The 22,461-nt window shown below is 34.9% G+C and carries 21 protein-coding genes; 9 read left to right on the plus strand and 12 right to left on the minus strand.

What is annotated here, in order from left to right:
* Positions 1-92: 92 nt before the first annotated feature.
* Positions 93-617 carry a YecA/YgfB family protein gene (locus LU301_RS03855; RefSeq protein ID WP_305272739.1) on the minus strand — a complete coding sequence of 175 codons (525 nt, stop codon included), beginning with the start codon at positions 615-617 and terminating at the stop codon, positions 93-95.
* A gap of 31 nt (positions 618-648) precedes the next feature.
* The gene (locus LU301_RS03860; protein WP_305272743.1) at positions 649-861 is read right to left on the minus strand and encodes a PA3496 family putative envelope integrity protein; all 213 of its coding nucleotides are present in this window, start codon (positions 859-861) and stop codon (positions 649-651) included.
* A 354-nt stretch (positions 862-1,215) separates the two neighbouring features.
* On the opposite strand from LU301_RS03860, the gene rpoD reads away from it, so the two are divergent.
* The 6 genes from rpoD (at position 1,216) to LU301_RS03890 (ending at position 9,233) form a co-directional block, all read left to right on the plus strand.
* On the plus strand, positions 1,216-3,108 hold the full coding sequence (rpoD, locus tag LU301_RS03865; protein ID WP_305272746.1) for an RNA polymerase sigma factor RpoD: 1,893 nt from the start codon (positions 1,216-1,218) through the stop codon (positions 3,106-3,108).
* Positions 3,109-3,216: 108 nt separating this feature from the next.
* A complete protein-coding gene (gene dnaX / locus LU301_RS03870) occupies positions 3,217-5,439 on the plus strand; it encodes a DNA polymerase III subunit gamma/tau (protein ID WP_305272749.1) in 2,223 nt (740 codons plus the stop codon).
* Between the two features lies 1 nt (position 5,440).
* A complete protein-coding gene (locus LU301_RS03875; RefSeq protein WP_305272751.1) occupies positions 5,441-5,935 on the plus strand; it encodes a low molecular weight protein-tyrosine-phosphatase in 495 nt (164 codons plus the stop codon).
* An 8-nt stretch (positions 5,936-5,943) separates the two neighbouring features.
* Positions 5,944-6,990 carry a UDP-N-acetylmuramate dehydrogenase gene (gene murB / locus LU301_RS03880; RefSeq protein WP_305272753.1) on the plus strand — a complete coding sequence of 349 codons (1,047 nt, stop codon included), beginning with the start codon at positions 5,944-5,946 and terminating at the stop codon, positions 6,988-6,990.
* Between the two features lie 52 nt (positions 6,991-7,042).
* Complete coding sequence (locus LU301_RS03885; RefSeq protein WP_305272756.1) at positions 7,043-8,116, plus strand: YdcF family protein; 1,074 nt, start codon at positions 7,043-7,045, stop codon at positions 8,114-8,116.
* Positions 8,117-8,210: 94 nt separating this feature from the next.
* Complete coding sequence (locus LU301_RS03890; protein WP_370692238.1) at positions 8,211-9,233, plus strand: alpha/beta hydrolase; 1,023 nt, start codon at positions 8,211-8,213, stop codon at positions 9,231-9,233.
* A gap of 48 nt (positions 9,234-9,281) precedes the next feature.
* On the opposite strand, the gene LU301_RS03895 is transcribed toward LU301_RS03890, so the two are convergent.
* From LU301_RS03895 to LU301_RS03925, 7 genes are all read right to left on the minus strand, one after another.
* Positions 9,282-9,467: an AAA family ATPase gene (locus tag LU301_RS03895; protein ID WP_305272761.1), complete on the minus strand. Its 186-nt coding sequence runs from the start codon at positions 9,465-9,467 to the stop codon at positions 9,282-9,284.
* Positions 9,468-9,629: 162 nt separating this feature from the next.
* On the minus strand, positions 9,630-9,893 hold the full coding sequence (locus tag LU301_RS03900; protein ID WP_305272764.1) for a type II toxin-antitoxin system YafQ family toxin: 264 nt from the start codon (positions 9,891-9,893) through the stop codon (positions 9,630-9,632).
* The gene (locus LU301_RS03905; RefSeq protein WP_305272766.1) at positions 9,880-10,167 is read right to left on the minus strand and encodes a type II toxin-antitoxin system RelB/DinJ family antitoxin; all 288 of its coding nucleotides are present in this window, start codon (positions 10,165-10,167) and stop codon (positions 9,880-9,882) included. Before LU301_RS03905 ends, LU301_RS03900 begins: the two co-directional genes overlap by 14 nt.
* Positions 10,168-10,325: 158 nt before the next feature.
* Positions 10,326-11,495, minus strand: coding sequence for a succinyldiaminopimelate transaminase (gene dapC, locus LU301_RS03910; protein WP_305272769.1), 1,170 nt, complete (start codon positions 11,493-11,495; stop codon positions 10,326-10,328).
* A 41-nt stretch (positions 11,496-11,536) separates the two neighbouring features.
* Positions 11,537-14,203, minus strand: a complete 2,667-nt coding sequence (gene glnD, locus LU301_RS03915) for a [protein-PII] uridylyltransferase (RefSeq protein WP_305272772.1) — start codon at positions 14,201-14,203, stop codon at positions 11,537-11,539.
* 231 nt (positions 14,204-14,434) lie between these two features.
* Positions 14,435-15,637 carry a formate-dependent phosphoribosylglycinamide formyltransferase gene (gene purT, locus LU301_RS03920; RefSeq protein ID WP_305272776.1) on the minus strand — a complete coding sequence of 401 codons (1,203 nt, stop codon included), beginning with the start codon at positions 15,635-15,637 and terminating at the stop codon, positions 14,435-14,437.
* A gap of 20 nt (positions 15,638-15,657) precedes the next feature.
* Positions 15,658-16,080, minus strand: a complete 423-nt coding sequence (locus LU301_RS03925; protein WP_305272779.1) for an OsmC family protein — start codon at positions 16,078-16,080, stop codon at positions 15,658-15,660.
* 219 nt (positions 16,081-16,299) lie between these two features.
* Here LU301_RS03925 and crp point away from each other — a divergent pair, with 219 nt between their 5' ends.
* Positions 16,300-16,971 (plus strand): cAMP-activated global transcriptional regulator CRP, encoded by a 672-nt coding sequence (gene crp, locus LU301_RS03930; protein ID WP_305272782.1) that lies wholly within the window; start codon positions 16,300-16,302, stop codon positions 16,969-16,971.
* A 132-nt stretch (positions 16,972-17,103) separates the two neighbouring features.
* On the opposite strand, the gene cysS is transcribed toward crp, so the two are convergent.
* Positions 17,104-18,594 (minus strand): cysteine--tRNA ligase, encoded by a 1,491-nt coding sequence (cysS, locus tag LU301_RS03935; protein WP_305272787.1) that lies wholly within the window; start codon positions 18,592-18,594, stop codon positions 17,104-17,106.
* 346 nt (positions 18,595-18,940) lie between these two features.
* Between cysS and LU301_RS03940 the strand changes: the two genes are divergently transcribed.
* Positions 18,941-19,912, plus strand: a complete 972-nt coding sequence (locus LU301_RS03940) for a hypothetical protein (protein ID WP_305272790.1) — start codon at positions 18,941-18,943, stop codon at positions 19,910-19,912.
* 13 nt (positions 19,913-19,925) lie between these two features.
* Entirely contained in the window at positions 19,926-20,795 is an 870-nt protein-coding gene (locus tag LU301_RS03945; RefSeq protein ID WP_305272793.1) for an arginase family protein, read from the plus strand.
* Between the two features lie 56 nt (positions 20,796-20,851).
* On the opposite strand, the gene argF is transcribed toward LU301_RS03945, so the two are convergent.
* Positions 20,852-21,763, minus strand: coding sequence for an ornithine carbamoyltransferase (argF, locus tag LU301_RS03950; protein WP_305272796.1), 912 nt, complete (start codon positions 21,761-21,763; stop codon positions 20,852-20,854).
* A 29-nt stretch (positions 21,764-21,792) separates the two neighbouring features.
* Entirely contained in the window at positions 21,793-22,446 is a 654-nt protein-coding gene (locus LU301_RS03955) for a TetR/AcrR family transcriptional regulator (RefSeq protein WP_305272800.1), read from the minus strand.
* Positions 22,447-22,461: the final 15 nt, after the last annotated feature.

The following is a 22,461-nucleotide window of genomic DNA, read 5'->3' on the forward strand; positions in this document are numbered from 1 at the left end:
GGGTTTATTACATAAACCCTTTGTAAAATCAATTACTTGGGTGAATATAATTCACCCTACAGTTTAATTATCAATTGAAATCAAATAATTAATTATTCATCCGTATGATACATTAAATAAAGTTCAGTAAGATTTTCTGGAATTTCTTCAGCCAATTCGTCCATTAATTGACCATTACGGCGGAAACTTTCCATTTGTGGGTCTTCTTCGTCAATACCGCTAAATACCATCATTGGTAAAGTCAGTTCAATTAGATTTTCTTCCAATTCTGGTTGGAACCATGCTTCTTCGTTTAAGAAGAGTGCATCGACAAAACCAACCGCCCAATCACCTAGACTTGAATCAACATCAGCTTCTTCAATTTCAAAAGGGAAGTCAATTAATTCTTCATTAACTAATGTAGTTTGAATCTGTTTTAACCATAATTGAATGTGTTCAACAATTTCTTGTGGCACTTTTTGCTGTTGTTGGTCAAATAATTCTTTTAGCCAATTGCTAAATTGGGGGCCTACTGCAACAGCACATAAAAAACCATGTGTGGCAGCAAAATCTAAGCCATATTCGTTTTGTTCGCCATCTAAATAATCGGCGAGTAAATCTAAATTAACTTGAGTCATATTTTATCTCAAAAACAAAAGTGAAAATCAATTATTCATTTTCATCATCAAAATCGTCTAAATCATCGAAATCATAATCGAAGTCTTTAAGTTCTTTTTCTAAACGGCGTTGGGCAAGTAAATCATCAATTAAGCGACGTTTTTCTAAAGATTCTTTACTACTTAATTTCGCATCATTTTCATCGAAATTAATCGTTTCATCATCACCATAATTATCATCTAGTTCAAAATCTGGTGGGCTCATTTCATATCCTCACAAAAATAAGTTTGATTTTAATTGCGTTATTTATCTTTTTTTATAACTAATGTCAAGTTTTTTTGATAATTTTTATTAAAAAATAGAAAAAATATATTTTTTGATGATTATTTAATCTATATTATGTGTATTGATGGACAGCTTAATTATAATGATAAGCATTATATAATGAAGTTTTTCAATTTAGAGAACATAATTTTTACAGATAATTTTTACTTAGAGCATAGCAGGAATATATGATTTTATGCTATGATATGAGATTAACATCAGAATAACGTTCAGTTAAAAATAACGTTGTTTGATAATTTATTATGATTAAGCAGATTTAAGGCGTCATTCATCATGAGCGAAAATGAATTGGAATCTCAAAAATCCCAAGTTGCCGAGTTAATTACTCGTGGTCGTGAGCAAGGTTATTTGACTTATGCTGAAATTAACGACCATTTGCCAGAGTCGATTACAGAAAGTGAGCAAATTGAAGATATTATTCAAATGCTTCAAGATGTTGGTATTCCTGTGCATGAACGCGCACCTGAATCTGATGATGCCATGTTTAGTGAAACATCGGAAGTGGGAGATGATATTGCTGCTGAAGAGGCGGCGGCAGTTTTAGCTTCGGTAGAAAATGAACCAGGACGGACGACTGACCCTGTGCGTATGTATATGCGTGAAATGGGGACTGTTGAACTTTTAACCCGTGATGGCGAAATTAGTATTGCAAAACGTATCGAAGAGGGTACACGTGATGTTTTAAAATCAATTGCGTATTGGCCAACTGCAGTTGATGTAGTATTAGATGAATATCAAACTTACTTAGCAGGTGAACGCCGTTTAGCAGATATTTTTTCAGGCTATTTAGACCCTGAAGAGTTAAACGAAGAAATTCCAGATGTGTTAGATGAGGACGCAGAGAAAGAGCTTAATGCTCAGGCTGGTAGTTTAGATGATGATATTGATTTAGATGATGAAAGTGATGAGGAAGTTGCAGTTGGAGGTGAAGAGGGTGATGATGATTCAGGTCCAGATCCAGAACTTGCCAAACAACGTTTTGCAGAGTTAGAGGCAATTTGGCATAAAACGAATGCGATTGTAAGGGAAAATGGTCGTCATAGTGCTTATGGTAAAGCAGCGTTAGATGAATTAGCTGCTGTATTTATGATGTTTAAATTTACGCCACGTTTATTTGATTTAATTGCAGAGTCAATTCGTGGTACACATGAGCAAATTCGCCAAAATGAACGTGAAATTATGCGTTATGCTTTGCGTCGTGGACGTATGGATCGTGAATTATTCCGTGTGTCATTCCCCGGTCAAGAGTCAAATCAAGCATGGCTTGATGAACAATTAGAAAAAGTTCCAGAAGAAACAAAGGTTTATCTACGCCGAGTGCGTGCTGATGTGATGGCTTATCAGGCAAAAATTGGTGAAATTGAACAACAGCTTGGCTTAAAAGTAAGTGAAATTAAAGACATTTCTAAACGCATGGCAATTGGTGAAGCGAAAGCTCATCGTGCGAAAAAAGAAATGGTTGAAGCAAACTTACGTTTGGTGATTTCGATTGCCAAAAAATATACTAATCGTGGCTTACAATTCCTTGATTTGATTCAAGAAGGTAATATCGGCTTAATGAAAGCGGTAGATAAATTTGAATATCGTCGTGGTTATAAATTCTCAACTTATGCAACTTGGTGGATTCGTCAAGCGATTACACGTTCGATTGCAGACCAAGCACGAACTATTCGTATTCCTGTGCATATGATTGAAACTATTAACAAAATTAATCGTGTTTCACGTCAATTATTACAAGAAATGGGTCGTGAGCCTACACCTGAAGAATTGGGCGAACGTTTGGATATGGATGAATCTAAAGTCCGTAAAGTGTTAAAAATTGCTAAAGAACCAATTTCAATGGAGACACCAATTGGTGATGATGAAGATAGTCATTTGGGGGATTTCATTGAAGACCAAAATATCATTTCGCCAGTCGATGCAGCGACTTCACAAGGTCTGCGTGAAGCAACACGAGAAGTGTTGGAAAATTTAACTGAGCGTGAAGCAAAAGTATTGAAAATGCGTTTTGGTATTGATATGACTACAGACCATACTTTAGAAGAAGTGGGTCGTCAGTTTGATGTAACGCGTGAACGCATTCGTCAAATTGAAGCTAAAGCATTGCGTAAACTTCGCCATCCATCACGTTCTGAACATTTACGTTCATTCTTAGAAAGTGATTAATTCGAGATTAAATGTTTAATGATAGGCAAAAGATTTATCGCATAATCATCATGTGATAAATCTTTTGTTTTTATCATGATTATATAGACAGATTGCTAAGAGTTTATTATGTATCAAGTTCTCGCTCGTAAATATCGTCCGCATAATTTTTATGAATTGGTTGGGCAACAACATGTTTCTAAAGCTTTAACCAGTGCTTTAGAGCGAGGACGTTTACATCATGCTTATTTATTTACAGGAACACGTGGGGTGGGGAAAACCACAATTGCACGTATTTTAGCTAAATGTCTAAATTGTGAAACGGGTATTACTGCTACACCATGTGAACAATGTAATGTATGTCAAGCGGTAAATGAAGGACGATTTATTGATTTAATTGAAATTGACGCAGCATCTCGTACCAAAGTTGAAGATACACGAGAGTTACTGGACAATGTGCCCTATGCACCAACACAAGGACGGTTTAAAGTTTATTTAATTGACGAAGTACATATGCTTTCTACACATTCTTTTAATGCTTTACTTAAAACTTTAGAAGAACCGCCTGAGCATGTTAAGTTTTTATTTGCGACAACTGATCCACAAAAATTACCAATCACGGTGATTTCACGTTGTTTGCAATTTACGTTACGTCCTTTAACGATAGAAGAGATTCATCATCATATTGACAAAATCTTAACTTTAGAACAGATTCATCATGATGATGGGGCATTATGGCAATTAGCTGAATCAGCACAAGGTTCATTGCGTGATGCATTATCGCTCACTGACCAAGCAATTGCCTATGGGCAAGGAGTTATCCAACAGCAAGATGTTAAAGAAATGCTTGGTTTGATTGATAAACATTTGGTGTATGATTTATTGCTCGCAATTCATCAAAATCAACGTCAAATGGTGGCGGAATTATTATTGTTATTTCGTCAGCAAGCGATTGATGTAGCGATGGTGTTAGACCAACTGATTTCAACATTGCATGAATTGGCTTTAATGCAACATTTGCCAAATTTAACAGCAAATTATAGCCAAGATATTAACCAAAAAATTCAAATGTTGGCACAACGTATTTCGGCGACAGATTTGCAATTGTATTATCAAATTGCCTGTAAAGGACGTGATGAATTAAATCTTGCAGTTACACAAGCACAAGGATTTGAAATGTGCATTTTACGTTTGTTGGCATTTCGTCCGTTATCTAATAATGAAATTATATCATCAGAAAATGTATTACCCAAAAATGTATCATCACAATCAATAGTGATTGAAAATAGAAGCATGGAAAATGCCTTAATAGAAGAAAAAACGGAACATTTAGAAATAGAAAATATTACAACAGTAGGAGAAAATGTTATAAGTTCGATGTCTGATACTGTGGTCAATAGCATAGATGAGCCAACAATAGATGCGATTGAACAAGTTACGCAACAAGCGGTCTTTGAGCCATTATCTCAACAGGATATTTCTGATACAGATACGCAGATTATAGAAAATCCTACTGCAATGTCTATAAATGTGGATAATTTAAACACTTATCCACAATTAGATGATTTAGCTGAGCATTTTATCCGCTTTGATACTCGACAAAATGATTTAATTGATGTATTTGAACAAGAAGCAAGTTTACAACAACAAACGTCATTAAAAACGAAAATACAAGGTTTGATGTATTTAGATGGTACACAAGATTTAGTTGATGTTGATGATGAAACATCAACACCAATTATTCATCAATCGACCATTATGGAAGCTATTCCGTCTGCACCAAGTATTCCTGTGATGCAAGAAAATACAGCATTAGTACAACCATTGATGGTTACTGAAGGCACTATCATGCCATCACAGATAGATACGCATCAGTTGAGTAAAGTACCTGAATTGGTACAGCCTAATGAATTAAGTCCACAACAAATTTTACAATTGCCAGAGCAAGATTTAACAGGGCAGTGGACAGCGGAAAAGTACGAGTATTGGTTACGCAAACATAGTGAATTATCGCCTGTGATACAAGGTTTTATACAAGATGGTATGATGACTGGCGATATTATTGGTGTATCAGTCTTGAATATTCCACGACAATATGAAATGATGTTACATGGTTTCATTCCACATATTGAGCAAGCATTAAAGAAAATTGACCGTCATAATAGCTTGCAAATAAATTGGGTTGAACAATTAGAAGTGAATGTGATGACGCCATTACGTTTACAGCAACAACGTGAAATGAAAGCACATCAACAAGCCTTAAAATGGCTACATCAACATCAGGGTATTGCCAGTTTTGTGCAAACCTTTTCAGGGCAAATCCGTGATATTGAATTAGAGCAAGGGGAATAACGTGCAACCTTATCGAATATTATGTGTGTGTTTAGGTAATATTTGTCGTTCGCCAACTGCTGAAGTCGTATTGAGAACTTTAGCTGAACAACATGGTTTAAATGTACAGGTGGATTCGGCGGGAACGAGTAATTATCATCCGAATAAAGCTCCTGATTTGCGTAGTCAAAAGCACGCATTAAAACGTGGCTATGATTTATCAGCCCTGCGTGCTAGACAAATTAAATTGCAAGATTTTTGTAAGTTTGATTTAATTTTAGCGATGGATAAACAAAATTTAGCTGATATTCAAGCTTTGGCACAACAAGCAAAACAGTATTATCCACAAGAATATAAAGCAAAAATTGCTTTGATGAGTGAGCATGATACTGCTTATTTAGGACAAGCCGTGCCAGACCCTTATTATGGCGATGAGCAAGATTTTGAAGCGGTATTAGACCAATGTGAAAGTAGTAGTTTGGCGTGGATTCATTATTTAAAAACACAATCGATATAGGAAAAAAGATGTTATTAGTACAAAATAATGTGAATTTAAAACCTTATAATACGTTGGCTTTAAATAGCATAGCTGAATATTTTGTAGAAATTAATAGTCGGCGTAATGTGGAAGATGCATTTGATTATGCACGCAAACATCAGTTAAATACGTTAATTTTATCAGGGGGGAGCAATGTATTATTGCCTGAAAAAATTAATGCTTTAGTGATGAAAATGAATATACAAGGCATTGAACTAACAGATGAAAATGATGAATTTGTATGTTTAAAAGTTGAAGCAGGACAAGTTTGGCATGATTTTGTTTGTTATACTACGCAACAAGGCTATTATGGATTACAAAATTTAGCTTTAATTCCTGGTTTAGTGGGTGCTTCACCTGTGCAAAATATTGGTGCTTATGGTGTAGAAGTGGGCGATTTTATTGATTATGTTGAAGTTTATGATAGCGTTACCCAGATGTTTGGCTATTTGAGTAAAGAAGATTGCCAATTTGCGTATCGTGATAGTATTTTTAAACGTCAAGCAGGGAGGTTTGTGATTATTTCAGTGTATTTCCGTTTGCTCAAACAACCCAATTGGACATTGGATTATGGCGATTTAAAACAGGCGGTTGGCGATGATTTAAGTGCAGAACATGTACAACAACAAATTATAAATATTCGTCAATCTAAATTACCAGATCCGAAAGCATTTGCTAATGTAGGTAGTTTTTTTAAAAATCCAATCATTACACAGCAGGAGTTTATTGATATTTTAGCTCATTATCCACATATACCACATTATCGACAAGCCAATGGTGATGTAAAATTAGCAGCAGGCTGGTTGATTGAACAAGCAGGGTGGAAAGGAAAACGTTTGGGGCAAGTCGGTATGTTTGAACGTCAAGCATTGGTTTTAGTGAATTATGCTGATGCCACTCTGAATGATGTACAGCAAACGTACCATCAAGTTCAGCGGGATGTATGGCAAAAATTTGCGGTAGATTTAGAGCCTGAACCAGTGTTATTTAATGAGCAAGGTAAAATGATTGAACATCGTTCACATCATGAATAGTAATAATGACGATTAAACCATGCGTATATTTTTAATAAAGGTGCTGAAAACGATGTTGATATTATCGGCATTATTATTATGTTGTTTATGTTTTGTTTATACCCCTTATTATTCTCGTAGTGTATTGTTTTTAATCGAAAAATTAAATCCTGCTGTGGTTAATCCTGTGGCAGCACAAAGTCAGCAACAAGCAGGATTAAAATTAGGAGAGCGTGTTTCTTTAGAACCGGGTTCAGTATTATGGATTGCACGTCAAAGTTATTTAAATTTACTATGGGAATATATTCAGCAAGGGAAATCTCATGAATTATCACGGATTTATGCCGCCTATCAAATCTTACAACGTGAAATAGAAGTACAATTACTTAATCGTAAATTACAACAACATAAAGTAAAAACATCATCATCAACAATTATGTCAAGTCAAAAAACTCAAAATACTGAAACTACGATACAACAAGCAGAACAAGTACAATTATCTGATAAATATCGTCAATTTATGCTTAATTTCTTACATAATAATCCAAATATTCGACAAATTGAAGATGAGCTTTTTGCTGATATTGCTGAATTATATCAACAACATGGACAACAAACTCCTGTGAGTTTACAACGTCCTTATGCGATTGTAGTCGTGGGTGGTGGTTTAACACGAGATAAAAATACTAAAGAAATTATTGTTAATGCTTATACGGAACAGCGTTTAAAAACCACCATTGATGTAGTGAAAGATTATAATTTACCGATTTTATTAAGTGGTGTTGAATCACCTTATATGCAAAAATGGTTGCAACAATATGGGGTACAAGCCAGTTTATTAGAGAAAAAAAGTATGAATACCTGTGAAAATTCACGGTTTAGCTCTTTATTATTACAGAAAAAAGGTGGAGCACCGACAGTGATTTTAATTACGGATATATATCATATGCCACGAACTCGCCGTTTATTTGCTGATGATGGTATTGCAACTATTCCAATGGTGGCAAATATGCCAACAGAATTAACCGTATGGCAACCAAGTAAGATTAATTATGACCATAGTCGCCGTGCTAATTATGAACTTTTAGCCACTTTGCGTGATAAATTTTTAGGACGGAATGATTGTCGTGAAGTACCTGCACCTTAAATTAAGGCTAATGATTATCGACAAAATCTATACATAAAACTGAACTTAAAACAGTTACAATGATTGATATTTGACTAATTTAATCCAATTTTTAATTATGAGTATTGCATTTCTCACGCCACGACAATTAACAGATTTAGGATACGAAAGTCCACAACCTGAAACACGTAGTCAATTAAAACCGTTAAATTTAAATCGTGAATATGTTGCTGAACACGCATTGTTAGGTTATCAAAAAATGTTTGCTTTGGATAAATTAACGGATTTATGCGATTATTGGCAAGGGTATGTACAAACAGCCAAATATAAAATTCACACACAAGTGTTTAAGCCCAAACAGACTTGTAAGGGAACAGTTTTTTTATTACATGGCTATTTGGAACATAGTGGTATTTATCAGCCTTTAATTAAAGAAGTGTTAGAACAAGGGTTTCAAGTACTGATTTTTGATTTACCCGGACATGGTTTAAGTGAAGGGCAACCCGCAAATATTGATGATTTTAATGATTACCAAGATATTTTATTAACCGTGCATCAATATGTAAAACCGCATTTAACACAACCATACCTTGCTATAGGACAAAGTACAGGTGCAGCGATTATTATGCACCACATTTTACAATATGCCCAACAACGTCAAGCCCCTTTATTTAAGCAAGCATTGTTATTATCGCCATTAATTCGCCCTGCTAAAAGTGCATGGTGGCACAATTCGGTCGGTTTAGGCATTGTTAAACGTGTGAAAACGAGCGTACCACGTCCATTTCGCCGTAATAATCATAATCCAGAATTTTTGCGTTTTGTGCGTTTGCATGACCCATTACAGCCACATCAATTAGGTATGAACTGGATTTTAGCGATGTCTAAGTGGATGACCGATATGGAAAATTATCCTAATTGTCGTATTCCGATTTGGTTGGCACAAGGTGTGTTAGATAAAACGGTGGATTGGCAATATAATGTGGAATTTGTACGCAAAAAATTCCGTTTACAGGCATTTTTATTACTGGAAGAAGGTTCACATCAATTGGTAAATGAAGTGGAAAGTATTCGTTCACCATTGACTGGGTTGATTAAAAGTTTTTTAAATGTGGAGTATCGTAAGGAGTATTATTAATTTGATTGCATAATTACAACACGACAACTTCATCACTAAAATTATCTTCTACTTGTCTTGTTTGATAGCTTGACTAATACGGCGAGCCAGCATACTTTTACCTGTACCAGGCGGTCCAATTAATAGGGTGTTTTCTCCTGCAAGTAAGCCTAATAAGGCAACTTGAATTTCGGATTTACGACCAATAAACCCTTGTGAAAGTTGTTGCTGTAACTGCTGTAATTTATGTTGCATGGCTATTCCTTTAAAACTGACAATAAAAAATGATTTGTAAAATCACAAAATGAGATGGATTGTGTCAAGAGATTTTTTTCTTTATGTGTTTTAATGCGATTAATTAAATTTTTTGCAATATAGATACTGTAAAAATTATTAAGGTTGAATTTTATTTTAAAATCAACCAAATAACTTTGCATGACTACCAATATCAGCCAGCTCCAAAATATCATCGCCTAATTTTCGATAGATTAGCACTAAATCAGGTTTGATATGACAATCTCGATAACCTAAAAAATCTCCTTGTAGTGCATGGTCTCTATAACGTTCAGGTAAAGTTTGGTCATTAATCAACAGATAAATGACTTCAAACCACTGAGCAATCAGTACATTATGTTTGGCAAAATGACGTTTAAATCGAGTGGTATATTCAATCTTTCGCATAAAGTTGCTCCATTAAATCATCAATGCTATCCGCTTGATGTTTAGGCTCTAAACCTTGTTTTAATGAAAGCAAAAATGCGGCGGTTTCAGCATTGGGCTGATAATTTTGCTCTGCTTGATAACTCAAATCTAAAGGAATGCGTTTCGTTTGCCCAATTTCTTTTAAAAATGAGCGTAATACTTGAGATGGAGAAAGTCCATAACTCTCAATCACTTCAAAGGCTTGGATTTTTTCTGTTTCATCGATTTTAAATTGGCAAGCAACCATTGTCATAGCATACTCCTATTATCATGATAAAATACTGCTAATAGCCATATATTAGCATGATAAATATCAATATTCTAGTTTTTACTTATCAAAATTTGTAAGGACGAAAAATATTCCGCCCCCACATAAAATCAATGATTTAAATCTAAATATATCATCAAAGATTATAAAATCTTTTTCAAACGTTCAACGACTTGTTCACATTCAGCTAAATCTGCGACTAAAGCCATACGCACATGGTTTTGCCCGGGATTACCTTGTGCAGTATCACGTGATAAATAACGACCTGCTAACACTTTAATATGAGCTTTTTCCATCAACATACGGGCAAATTTTTCATCATCATCAACTGAAAGCCAATAATAAAAGCCTGCATCAGGTTTTTGTAGTGGTAATAAATGTCCCAATTCTTGTTGGAAAAGTTCAAATTTTGCACGGTATTGTACACGGTTTTGCTCAACGTGTTGTTCATCATTCCACGCTAAAATAGATGCAAGCTGATGTTGTACAGGCATAGCTGCTCCATGATAAGTACGATACAGCAAATAAGGCTTGAGTAAACTTGCATCACCTGCGACAAAACCAGAACGCATACCAGGAACATTTGAACGTTTTGACAGTGAATGGAATACCACACAGTTTTTATAATCATGTCGTCCCATATCCGTACACGCTTCTAATAAACCTGTTGGTGGCGTATCAAACCATAATTCTGAATAACATTCATCAGATACAATGGTAAATCCATATTCATCAGACAAGCGAATAATTTTTTGCAGTTGTTGTTTATTTAAAACAGCACCTGTTGGATTATTTGGTGTACATAAAAATAAGAGTTGCGTTTGTTGCCATACTTCATTTGGAATTTGTTCAACATCGCCTAAATAACCATTTTCCGCCGTGCAATTATAAAAATAAGGTTTTGCACCTGCGAGTAAAGTCGCCCCTTCATAGATTTGATAGAATGGGTTTGGCATTACCACATAAGGCTGTTTTTCACGTTCAATGACGGTTTGTACAAATGAAAACAAGGCTTCACGCGTACCTGATACAGGCAAAATTTGCGTTTCAGCATCAATTTTTTGTAAATGAAAGCGATTGGTTAGCCAGTTCGCAATACTTTGACGTAATTCAGGTAAGCCCTTACTGCTAGGATATGTTGAAAGATGATGAAAATTTTCACTAATCGCTTGCTTGATAAATTCTGGGGCAGGGTGTTTTGGCTCGCCAATAGAAAGGGAAATTAATGATAAATCAGGTGTTTGAATATCTGCAAAAAGTTGGTTTAACTTTTCAAATGGATAAGGTTGTAATAAATTCAGTTGTGTATTCATGTGTCGCTCGGTCAGGTCAAATAATCATTATTTTACCTGAATTATTCATTTATTTGTAACTTTTGTGCAAAATCATCAAGCATTTTTGTTAGACGTTGAGCAAAATTATCAGCATAGGGTTGAGTTAAAGGTTGTCCGTGTTGAGTAATAAAAAACATATCTTCCGCACGTTCGCCTAAAGTAGCAATGCGTGCCGAATGAATTTCTAAACTTTCTTGCACAAAAATCGCACCAATTTTAGCCAATAATCCGGGTTGGTCAAGTGTAATAATATCAATCACGCTTTGCCCGAGATTTTCATCTAAATCAATTTTCACTTGGGTTTGTATATTAAAATGGCGTAATTGACGTGGCACACGGCGTTTTTTAGCTTTTAAATTAAAATGCGGTTGCATTAATACATCACGAATGGCTTGTTTAACTTCTAATTCACGCATTTTATCATTGACCAATGTCCCAGAATTATCTAGCACGACATAACTATCTAAACTAAACCCATGTTTTGATGTAATAATTTTTGCATTGAGTACATTCAAATTCATATTATCCAATACCGTTACCGTTTTGCTAAATAAATGGTCTTGGTCTGGGCTATAGATGAAAATTTGTACAGCATCGGAATGGTGAGGACGGAATAAAATTAATGGCTGTTCAGGTTGTTCATGCTGTAAAATGGCTTGAGTATGCCATACAATATCATCGGTATTTTCTTTGACAAAATAATCATCGCCTAAATTTTGCCATAATTGCTCAATGTGCTGTTGTGGATAATTTTTACTTAATTGTTGATAAGCTTGTTGTTTGGTTTCATTTACAATTTGTTGATAATCAATTGGTTGTTCAATACCTGCCATCAATAATTCTTTACTTTGCAAATATAATTGACGTAATAATGACGCACGCCAACTATTCCATAATTTAGGATTAGTCGCATTAATATCGGCAACAGTTAAACAGTACAAATAATCTAAATGGCGAATAGATGGCATTTGTTTGGCGAATTGTTGTACAATGTCAGGGTCGGAAATATCCTGTTTTTGTGCGGTTAATGACATCAATAAATGATGACGAATCAACCATGCAATAAATTGAGCATCAGCTTCATTCATCTGATGTAGCTGGCAAAATGCAAGGACATCTTCAGCCCCTAAAATACAATGATCGCCATCTCGTCCTTTAGCAATATCATGGAATAAACTCGCAATAAACAACACATCATAACGTGGTAATTGTTGATAAACATGACTGATGACAGGGAATTGTTCAGCAAAATGTGTGGTACTAAAGCGTGCTAAGTTACGGATTAATAACAAAGTATGAGCATCCACTGTATAAATATGAAATAAATCATATTGCATTAAGCCTTCGATTTTACCAAAAGCGGGAATGTAATGTCCTAACACGCCATAGCGTTGCATAGTTACTAAAATAGGGTAAAGTTGTTCAGGATTTGCCTTGAAAATTTGTAAAAATAGTTGTTGATGGTAGGGATTTTGGCGAAAATGCTCATTAATATGCTTGGTAGCAAAACGTAATAAACGTAAAGTTCTAGCACGAATACCTTGTACATCGGGACGTTTTGCCCAAAGTACAAATAATTCTAAAATAGTATGGGGTGCTTGCGTAAAAATACGATGATGTTGTATGGCTAATTGTCCATCAACTAGTTTAAAATATTGATTAATATGAATCACTTGCCGTTGATAAGTGGTAGAGAGTGGCATGATAATTGCTTCATAAAAATAGCTTAAAATCATTTCATTTAAAGTAACCACTTGTTGTACTATGCAATAATATTGCTTCATAAACAACTCAATCACTTCATTTTTAGTTTGTTGATGTTGTATATAAAAGCCAAATTTATTCGCAATATCATATTGAAAATCAAATAGTAAGCGATTGTCATCACGTTTGTTAATACGATGTAGATAGTAGCGGATTTTCCATAAAAAATTTTCTGCTTGAGCTAAGGTTTTCAGCTCCTGTTCAGATAAAAAGCCGAGCTGTACTAAATCAACAATACGTTTTACACGGAAATGACGTTTGACCACCCAGCCGACAGTATGAATATCTCGCAAGCCCCCTGCTGAATTTTTAATATCAGGTTCAACACGGCTACTGGTATCATCATATTGAGTATGTCGTTGTTTTTGTTCGGCTAATTTTGCATGATAAAATTTTTCATCTGTCCATGTCTGAGCTACAATTTGATGTGGATAACGAGCTAAACGTGTTTCACCACAAATTAGTCGGGCTTCGGTGAGTGCGGTAGAGATGGTAATATCTTGTTGTGCATCTTGTATAGCTTCATTTAAAGTACGCACACTTAGGGCAGGGCGAATCGTTTTGATATTCCATATAGTTGTGATAAATTGCTCAATTTTTTGCTGTTGTGAATTATCCAGATTTTCTTCACTGAATAGCATAATATCAATATCAGCATAAGGTAAAATTTCCTGCCGACCATAACCACCTACAGCAAATAATGCGAGATTTTTTTGATTTAATTGAGCTTTTTTCCATAAAAAGGCTAAAATTTGGTCGATAGCTTGAGTACGTTTATGTACCAATTGGCGAATAGAAAGTTTATTATTTTCAAATGCTTGGTGTAATATCTCATCAATATTATTAAACCAATCTTGAATGGTTTTAAATTCATCGTGTGTATGTTGGGTTAAATATTGGTTTAGGCTAGGGTATTGTGGCATTTTTCTATCCTTATTGTCATTTATTGATATGGTTGATACCTCAAAACTTAAAAGTTCTACAAAATCCATTTTTGGCGTAAGGTGCGTAATAAGCATCCTACGGATTGTGATAATTTTGCAGTTCTGTGGGTATAGAATAGGGAGTGTTGAACATTTGATTTAATTTTGTATGGGCAGAAAATCTTCAGCCCATACATAAAATCAATAACTTATATCAAGTTGAGAATAATATTATTTCACTACTTTAACACTTTGAGCAGTTTGCGTTGCCCACTCTCGTGCTTGTTCAATGCTTTCTGCACGAGCTGTTGCGACCCCCATACGGCGACGTACAAAACCTTCAGGCTTACCAAATAAACGTAAATCAGTTTGTGGATTGTTCAGTGCTTCGGCTAAGTTGTGATAGCTTAAATTATCTGCATCTTGACCTGCATAAATGACCGCACTCGCTGCAATACTATGACGAGCCGTATTTACAGGTAAGCCTAAAATTGCACGTGCATGTAACTCAAATTCACTTTGAAATTGGCTAGCTAAGGTTACTAAACCTGTATCATGTGGGCGTGGTGATACTTCGCTAAACCATACTTGGTCGCCCTTGATAAATAATTCCACACCAAAAATACCACAACCACCTAAAGCCTCTGTCACTTTATGTGCAATACGTTTTGCTTCTTGTAGAGCAGTTTCGGTCATTGGTTGTGGTTGCCAACTTTCGACATAATCGCCATTTTCTTGACGATGTCCAATTGGGTCGCAGAAAGATGTTTCAATTTCGCCTGTTTGTGCATTTTTGCTACGCACGGTCAGTAGGGTAATTTCAAAATCAAAATCGATTTGTGATTCTACAATGACTTTGCCTTGATTGACACGCCCACCTTGCATTGCATAGTTCCAAGCGGTATCCACTTCATCAAATGATTTAACACGAGATTGACCTTTGCCTGATGATGACATTACAGGTTTTACAAAATTAGGATAGCCAATATCATCACACGCTTGACGGAAACTTGCTAAACTATCTGCAAAACGATAAGCTGATGTAGGTAAACCTAATTCTTCCGCAGCTAAACGGCGAATCCCTTCACGGTTCATGGTTAAATTCACTGCTTTGGCTGATGGAATTACAGTTGCAATGTTTTGTTGCTCAATATCAAGCAGAACTTCTGTCGCAATGGCTTCAATTTCAGGCACGATTAAATGTGGTTTGACTTGTTCAATTAAATCTTTTAATGCTTGAGCATCGCTCATCGCTAATACATGGCTAAAGTGTGCCACTTGCATTGCAGGTGCATTGGCATAACGGTCAGCTGCATGAACTTCCACGCCTAAACGTTGTAAAGAAATAACAACTTCTTTACCTAATTCCCCAGAGCCAAGCATTAATACTTTAAGTGCTGATGATTGTAATGGTGTACCTAATACTACACTCATGGTTCATCTCCTAAAATGATTTATTCAATTTCAATAATTTCATAGTCATGAGTAATTTCTACACCACCTTGAGTGAGCATACGGCTTGCTGAACAATAGGTTGAAGCAGATAATTCAAGTGCTTTTTCTACTTGTTTTTCTTTAATCCCTTTACCTTTGATAATAAAATGTAAATGAATTTTCGTAAAGACTGCGGGTATTGTTTCTGCACGTTCTGCTTCCAGTAAGCATTCTACATGATGTACATCTTGGCGGGCTTTCTTTAAAATAGTTACAACATCAAATGAAGCACAACCGCCTAAACCTGTTAAAATCAGTTCCATTGGGCGAGCACCACGATTTTCACCACCATAAGCAGGTGAACCGTCCATAGTAAGTTGATGACCGCTTTCAGTTTCCGCTTGAAATGCTACATTTTCAAGCCAAGTTACACGAGATTTCATAATATTTCACTCTACAAATAATGATATAAATATGTCAATACAGTATCATAAATTGGCTTTAGGATAAAGAGTTAAGCTATTTAAAACATCAATGATAGTATTAAAGCTGATAAAAATGCTAGGAATAGTATTATGTTACAATTATTATTTGCTATATTGCTATAAATCATTATATAATAAAGAAATTTTAATTCTTGCCTTTGTGAGATTTAGTGCATTATGAATTTTCCATCTGATACGGCTTCATTATTGGGTAGTTCCATTCTTCCTAATCAACTTCCTGAGTCAATTAAGACGTTACTAAAGCGTGCCTATATTAGTCGCTATGCAAAACGTAGCACAGTGGTAGCTGAGGGTGCTGAATCAAAATCACTATATTTGATTTTGAAAGGTTCAGTATCTGTCATTGTTAGAGAAGATGATGAACGTGAAATTGTAGTGGCATATTTAAATCCAGGGGATTTCTTTGGGGAAATGGGTTTATTTAATAAAAATGCTCAACGTAGTGCTGAAGTGCGTACACGCACTGTATGTGAAATTGCCGAAATTAGTTATGAAAATTTTCATGCTTTAAGTGCTATTTATCCTGATTTAAGTTATGCTGTATTTGCTCAGCTAGTACGCCGTTTACATCAAACTACACGTAAAGTAACAGACTTAGCTTTTATTGACGTATCTGGACGTATTGCTCGTACACTCATTGAACTATCACGACAACCTGAAACCATGATTCTGCCAAATGGTCGTCAAATTCGTATTACACGTCAAGAATTAGGGCGAATTGTTGGTTGCTCTCGTGAAATGGTTGGACGTGTTTTGAAAAATCTTGAAGAACAGGGAATGATTGAAACAGATGGTAAAGCAATTTTAATTTTTGATAGTTCATTATAAATATTATAGTAAATTAAATTTCATTATTGAACAGTAGGGGCGAATTATATTCGCCCAATTAATTGATTTAAAAAGGGTTTATATAATAAACCCCTACATTTATTATATTGTGCTGATATAAATTGATTATAATTAATCCGCACGTCGCCATGTTGTACCTTGGCGACTATCTTCTAAAATAATACCTTGCTCTAATAATTGCTGACGGATATTATCCGCTAGGGCAAAATCTTTGTTTTTTTTCGCATCGGCACGAGCTTGAATTTGAGTTTCAATCTCCGCATCAGATAAAGTATTATTAACAGTGTAGCTAATGGTATAGACTTGACGATGCTCTTGTAGTAGTTTTTCATATTTCATTTGAAAGAAATCATCAACATCATGTTGCACTATCGCTAAAATATCAAATAAGGCTTTTAATACCGCATAATGTGTCGCTACATCTTTCCATAATTCTGCTTTTAAATTACGGTTAATTTCACGACTTAATTCAAATAATACACTTAAGGCATTAGGTGTATTAAAATCATCTGCCATTGCTTCGACAAACTCACTATAATAGCACGATTGTTGAATGTCATTTGCTGAAATTTTTACCAATTCTACTTGCACTTCACTCGATTGTTGCACAGCTTTCGCTGTTTGATAAAAACGAGTTAAGGCATTTTTCGCTTCTTTTAAAGCACTATCAGAAAAATTGATTGGGCTACGATAATGGCTTGCTAAAATAAAATAACGAATTACTTCTGGGTGAAATTTCGCCATCACATCACGAATGGTAAAGAAATTGCCCAAAGATTTAGACATTTTTTCGCCATCAACATTGACAAAACCAACGTGCATCCAATAGTTTACATATTGTTCGCCTGTTGCTCCTTCCGATTGAGCAATTTCATTTTCATGATGTGGGAATATTAAATCACCACCACCACCATGAATATCAAAATGATTACCCAAGCAACAAGTACTCATTGCTGAACATTCAATATGCCAACCTGGGCGACCGTTACCCCAAGCGGATTGCCATGCAGGTTCACCATCTTTGGCACGTTTCCATAATACAAAATCGAATGGATGTTTTTTATCCACTTCGACATCTACACGCTCACTCGCACCTGCCTGCATATCGTCTAATTTACGACCAGATAACCGTCCATATTTAGCGAATTTTTCCACTGCATAATACACATCACCATTATCGGCAGGATAAGCAATACCTTTCTCAATCAAAGCGTTAATCATTGCTTGCATTTGTGGAATGTAATCTGTTGCTCGTGGACTTTCATCAGGAGCAAGACAGCCTAAAGCATCAGCATCTTCATTCATTGCCTTGATAAAACGCTCGGTCAAATCGTAAATCGTTTCATTATTTTCATTGGCACGATTGATGATTTTATCGTCAATATCGGTGATATTACGCACATATTTTACCGCCCACCCCTGACTACGCAAAAAACGAATGATATAGTCAAATGCGACCATCACACGTGCGTGTCCAATATGACAATAATCATAAACTGTCATACCACAAACATACATATCGATATGTCCATCTTTGCGTGGTTGAAATGGTTGTTTTTGGCGAAGTTCTGAATTGTAGAGATAAAAAGGTTGAGCGTTCATAATTAGTCAATCAGTTATATATGATATTTATCATTTTAACATTGTTTAACGATGTTTAGGAAACTATTTTAGATAAAGTTGATATTTTATCATTGAAAAAAAATTACAAAAAAAAGGCATGATTTAAAATATTAATTTATGTAAAAGTAGAGTATAATATGTAAAGATGATATAATCTTTAATCTTTAATCTTTCATCTTTCATCTTTCATCTTTACAAGTTTATTTTTATAATATATTTACATTTGTGTAAATTAGGATAAGTGAGTAAGTTTGTGTATGTGGATATGATATATGGGGCATGAAAGCTAATGGTTACATTACACCATCAAATATAGGCTATTCCAATGCAAGATTTACCAAATCACGAAATTGTTACATTATTTGAAACTTATTTACACCCATTAAATAGTAAATTAGTGGAAATGCTCAATGAACATCATACGCACCAAACGGAGCGTCGTGGTTGTGGTTACACACAAGCAACACGTTTTTTAGCTGACTATATTAATGTGCCACGTAGTGATACTGAATTTACTGACTTAAATATTTTTGAAGATTATGATTTGACTGCACTTAAAAAAATCATGAATGAAGCAAGTGTTTATGGTTTAGAGCTTAATTCGTGGCGAAATCTTGATAAAAATGTTGGCGTATTAAACTATTTGGCTGATGAAAATCATGCTGAACAAGATTTTTATCAAGCATTAAATAAAGAAGTACAATTTCAACAAAAGTTGCGTCAAATTCGCCAATATGCAAATTTAGAAGAAAGTTTTTTAATCATTGATTTTATTGAAGATTTAATTTTACCCGAACAAGGAGAGCAATGGGATTTAATTAATGTGCCTAATTTAGATGAAAAACCGAAAGTAGGTTCTTGTCCAATGGCAGAAAATTTCTTTCTAAAAATTGCACATGGTAAAATATTAAGACAAGGGCGTATTAATATTTTTGTTGATGATAAAAATCAACCATTAATTATGGAAAAAATTAAAATGGGTGATGACCATTCGTGTATCAACCTTGTACCGATGATTAAAAATGGGGTGCGTTTACCAATTGGGTGTTTATTTTCTACACAATATGAAGATGAATCATTACACGGAGTAGATAACAAACGTGCGAAAGGTAGTATTGTACCAATTAATAGTATGCAAGGATTTTGGTTTTTGCGTTTAACGACTTTGGCGGTTTCTCCACAAAATCGTGAGAGAGCTTTTACAACGCATTTTAAACAGCAAATTCAAAATGGTTTGTTTAATCCAGGCACTACTACAGTATCGCAGCTTATGGATGTTGCAATGGAACAGTTTTAGAGGGTAGGAAAGAATGGTAAAAACTTGTTATTCTCCACGTTATTTTGCATCCACACCAACGAATAGCATGGAAAAACTCTCTGCTGTAGCGGAGGTATTGGTTGCAGAGAATTTAGCTGATTTAGTTGAACCAGATTTAATTGATACGGATATTTTACGTCAATTACATAATCCAGATTATGTTGATGCATTTTTGGTAGGTAAAAAACCTTTGGCGTTAATGCAAGGCTTTCGTAAATGGAATGAACAATTAAGAGATGCGGTACTTACCATTCAACAAGGGCAAATTTTAGCAGCAGAGATAGCGTTTAAGGAAGGTGTAGCAGCAAATATTGCGCAAGGTTTTCATCATGCAGTATATGATTTTGGTAATGCCTTTTGTACTTTTAATGGATTGGCGTTAATTGCTATGTTATATCCAGATAAGAAAATTTTTGTTTTAGATTGCGACCAACATGGAGGGAATGGAACGGCTGAATATACGCAACGTTATGAAAATTTATATAATTATAGTATATGTGGTTTACCTTTTGGTTGTATGCAATTAGAACGAAGCACACTTCATCACATTCATCCACGTACAGGGAATTTTGAAGATTATATGAACTGTGTAGCAGATGGATTAAAAAAAGCACAAGAATGGGGAGCGGATTTAATTATTTATCAAGCAGGAGCTGATTGTCATCAAAAAGACCCATTTGGTTCATTATGGATGACAACTGAAATGATGTATGAGCGTGATTTAACTGTATTTCGTGAAGTAAAACAATTAGGCATTCCTTTATTGTTCGTCTTAGCAGGAGGGTATCAGGCTTTGGAAACTCTAATTCCATTACATGTGAATACATTTAAAGCAGTGAATATGGTTTATTTTCCTAACTAAATCATAGATATAAAAAATAGAGTGTTTTTATAAACACTCTATCATTTGTTTTTATCTTATTTTTGCATTTCTAATAATAAAAACTCCATCAATGCTTTTTGAGCATGTAAACGATTTTCAGCTTCATCCCATACTACAGAGCCTGCATGGTCTAGCATATTTTCTGAAATTTCTTCACCACGATGAGCTGGTAAACAGTGCATAAATAAACAATCTGGATTAGCTAAAGCCATGAGTTGTTCATTCACTTGGAAATTAGCAAAGGCTTGTTCACGCAATTTTTGCTCTTCTTCTTGTCCCATACTTGCCCAAACATCAGTAACGATTAAATCTGCACCTTGAACGGCTTGTTGTGGGTCATGGAAAATTTGCACATTTTTAGTGTTAGCTAAAAACTGAGCTTTTGGTTCATAGCCTTGTGGGGAAGCGATATTGAGTTTGAAATCAAGCATTTGACTCATTTCGATATATGAATTACACATATTATTACCATCACCAACCCAAACCACTGTTTTCCCTGTAATATCACCACGATGTTCAATATAAGTTTGCATATCCGCTAATAATTGACATGGGTGATGGTCATCAGTTAAACCATTGATGACTGGAACAGTTGAATATTGAGCAAAACGCTCCACAATATCATGTCCAAAAGTACGAATCATGACTATATCCAACATACTTGAAATGACACGTGCAGAATCTTCAATAGGTTCTCCACGTCCTAACTGTGTATCACGAGGAGATAAAAAAATTGCATCGCCACCAAATTGACACATACCTGCTTCAAATGAAATACGCGTACGCGTACTTGATTTCTCAAAAATCATACCAAGCACTTTGCCTACAAAGGGTTGATACACTTCACCTGCACGTTGCATACGCTTAAGTTCACTTGCACGCTGTAAAATTTGTTGCAATTCTGCTTTAGATAAATCACTTAAGGTTAAAAAATGTCTTAAAGCCATGATTCAAATATCCTATTAAAAGAAATCATTTAAGGTTGATATTGATGAGCGATTAAAAAATGTTCTAAACTATAGGCTAAATAGGCTTCTACTTGTTCTGGGTCAAGTGGAAGATTCATTAGACTTTTCCAGTGTATATCATGCACAATACCCCAAAACATAGTTGCTGAATAGGTTGGGTTAGGGCATAGAATTTTCTGTTGCTGATGAGCTTGGGTCAGAATATTTTTGACATTGCCTTGTACTTCATTACACCAACGTTGGTTTAAATCGTGCATTAAACTTGGGTCAGATTGACTTTGTTGCAAAATAAGATGGAAAAATTGTCTATCTCGTTCTTGTTGAATTGTATGATAAAATTTCGATAAGGTTTTATGCAAATATGATTTTAAGGTATCATCTTCTTGATATTCAAGAATAAAGTTTTGTGATTTTTGTGAAAAATGATAATCACAAACTGCATGGAATAAACCTTTTTTATCATCAAAATATTGATAAATTGATGTTTTAGAGCCACCTGCAATTTGGATAATTTCATCTAAAGATACTTTATCATAACCATGTTGTAAAAATAACTGATAAGCCGTTTTCAGTAAATTTAAACGGCGTTCTGTACCACGTCGTGTGAATGGTTTTGTTTTATCAATAACTTTATCTTTTGTGGTAGTGTTTTTTACATTCATGGCGAAATCTTTTTA

It is taken from the genome of Moraxella sp. ZY210820 (assembly GCF_030674635.1).
Classification (GTDB): Bacteria; Pseudomonadota; Gammaproteobacteria; order Pseudomonadales; family Moraxellaceae; genus Acinetobacter.